Source organism: Rhodococcus sp. EPR-157, assembly GCF_001647195.1.
Lineage (GTDB): Bacteria > Actinomycetota > Actinomycetes > Mycobacteriales > Mycobacteriaceae > Rhodococcoides.
This window is the reverse complement of sequence record NZ_LVCV01000086.1, coordinates 1-2361: the sequence shown is the minus strand read 5'-3', so window position 1 is coordinate 2361 and position 2361 is coordinate 1. Positions and strand designations below refer to the sequence as shown.

Below are 2361 nucleotides of genomic sequence, written 5' to 3'. Positions count from 1 at the left end.
CTCGGTGATCACGACGTCGGGCTGGTGGCCCTGAAGGTCGGGACCGTTCATCGCCAGGATCCGACTCTTGATCTCGTCGGTGATGTGCGGGATGACCTGCACGGTGTCGCCGAGGTATTCGCCGCGGCGCTCCTTTGCGATGACCGCCGAGTACACCTGGCCGGTCGTGACGTTCGCGAAGCCGGACAGATCACGATCCAGGAAGCGCTCGTAGTGACCGACGTCCAGATCCGTCTCGGCGCCGTCCTCGGTCACGAAGACCTCGCCATGCTGGAACGGATTCATGGTGCCCGGATCCACATTCAGGTAGGGATCGAGCTTCTGCATGGTGACGCGAAGGCCACGTGCTGTCAGTAGCTGGCCGAGGCTGGACGCCGTAAGGCCCTTGCCGAGCGAAGACGCGACGCCTCCGCTGACGAAGATGTGCTTGGTGTCAGATCGCGACTGAAGGCGTGACAATGATGCTCCCGTGACCAATCTGCAGGGCTTGCTCCTACCAGAAAGCTGGCAAGAGAGGTACTCCATCGAAAATGGGCCTGCTGCCCACGGGTCTTCACGGTAACACCAATGGTCCCTTTACCGCGAACGACGCGCCCGCTCGGCCGGACGGATCACCGCGCCGGCGCGCCGACGGTGACCGCGGTCGAGTTCGGACCCGTTCCGTACCGCCCCGCGCCGCCGTCCAGTTGCTCCTGCAGCGCCAGCGGCGTCGTGATGCGCCCTGCTTCTCGGTCGATGTTGTCGACAGTGCTCACGCCCGACGAGAGCGCCGCGTCTGCACGAACGACTGCGACAGGACCGTTGCCGTCCGCGGAACCGGTCCGGCCGGCAAGAACCGTTCCCGCTCCCCTGGCGTCGAGTCCGCCCGCGAATCGAGCGACGATGGCACCACGATTGCCGTCTCCGTCGACAGAGTTCCCACCGGTGACGACGACTGCCAACTGAGCCGGTGCGACAGCGCCGTTGTCGTACGCGATGAACCCACCGCTCCGGAGTGTCTCGAGGGCAAGCGCGAGTTCCTCGGGCGAGGACTGCGGCTCCGCAGTCTGCGCATTGAGCAGCAGCACAGAGCCGAGCAGGTCGCCGGCCGTACTGCCCTGGTCGATGGCGCCGGTACGCAATTGGATACCTGCAGGCACCACATTGGTCAGGCGCGTTCGTAGATCGTCACCGCTTGCTGCCGAGACGAACGAGTCGGTGAGTGACACCCGACCGGTCACCGCAGCGCCCGACGCCTCGATCGACCTGGTAATGCCGTCGACGTCACCTGGATCGGCGTCGGGGGTGGTGATCACGACAACGCTGCGGTCGAGCAGCGCATCGCGCACTACGCGACCGGACACCGCAGCATCGAAACCATCGGCCGCATTGAGCTGTTCGCCAAGCTGATTGTTGGTGTTCTGCAGCGCTCCGACTTGATTCTCGAGATCGGTCTTGTCATCACGCAGCCCGGACACCAGCCCACTGGACAGCAGTCCGGAACCGAGCACCACTCCGATCGCCAGAGCGACGAAGATCGCCGCGATCGAAATGGCATGTTGGCGCATCGAAATCACGCGAGCAACCCCTGGACCCACGTGACGAAGGAGTTCCACATGGTGACGGCCCAGTCCATGACTTCGCCGCCCATATTGGAGACGACCAATGCCACGATGACAGCAACCAGTGCGGCGAGAATCAACAGCGCGATCGCGCCACCGGATACGCGGCTGCGGTACAGCGTGGCAACGGCTTTCGCGTCGACGAGCTTGGCTCCGACCTTCAACCGAGTCATGAACGCTGCCGGGTTGGTGTTGCGTCGGCCACGATCGAAGAACTCGTCGAGGCTGGCCGGGCTACCGACAGCGACGATGAGCGAAGCGCCGTGGTGGTCGGCAAGCAGCAACGCGAGGTCGGCCGGGGCACCTGTCGCCGGAAATGTCATGGCTCCGATGCCCAGATCCTGGATGCGCTCGAGGCCGTTGGCGTGCCCGTCGGAATCTGCGGGGAGGACGACCTCGGCACCGCACTTGAGGGTCTGCGCGGTGATGTCCTCGGGGTCACCGACGATGAGATCCGGACGGTGACCAGCTTTCATCGCCGTGTCCGCCCCCGCGCCGACACCGATGATGATCGGTTGGTACTCCTTGATGAACGGCTTGAGATTCTTCAGGTCCTCGGCGTGACCGGGCCCGTCGGCAACGATGACGACATGCCGGTCCTTCAGGACGATGTCGATGTCCGGGACGCCGACCCCATCGATGAGCAGAGGGCTCTCGGTCCGAATGAACTCGATGGTGTTGCCGGAGAACGCCTCGAGATGATCGACGAGACCGGTCTTGGCCTCGATCATGCGATCGGAGATCTCGGCTTCGCTCTGCT

The 2361-nt window shown here is 64.2% G+C and carries 2 protein-coding genes and 1 pseudogene; all 3 read right to left on the bottom strand.

Features of this window, described 5'->3' with window-relative positions; all coding sequences use genetic code 11:
- Positions 1-525, bottom strand: a pseudogene (locus A2J03_RS03375) (CTP synthase); the annotation flags it as partial.
- 86 nt (positions 526-611) lie between these two features.
- A complete protein-coding gene (locus A2J03_RS03370; RefSeq protein WP_156520175.1) occupies positions 612-1556 on the bottom strand; it encodes a copper transporter in 945 nt (314 codons plus the stop codon).
- The coding region (gene steA, locus A2J03_RS03365; RefSeq protein WP_068369676.1) for a putative cytokinetic ring protein SteA at positions 1553-2361 on the bottom strand (809 nt) is incomplete at its 5' end. The genes steA and A2J03_RS03370, both read right to left, overlap by 4 nt.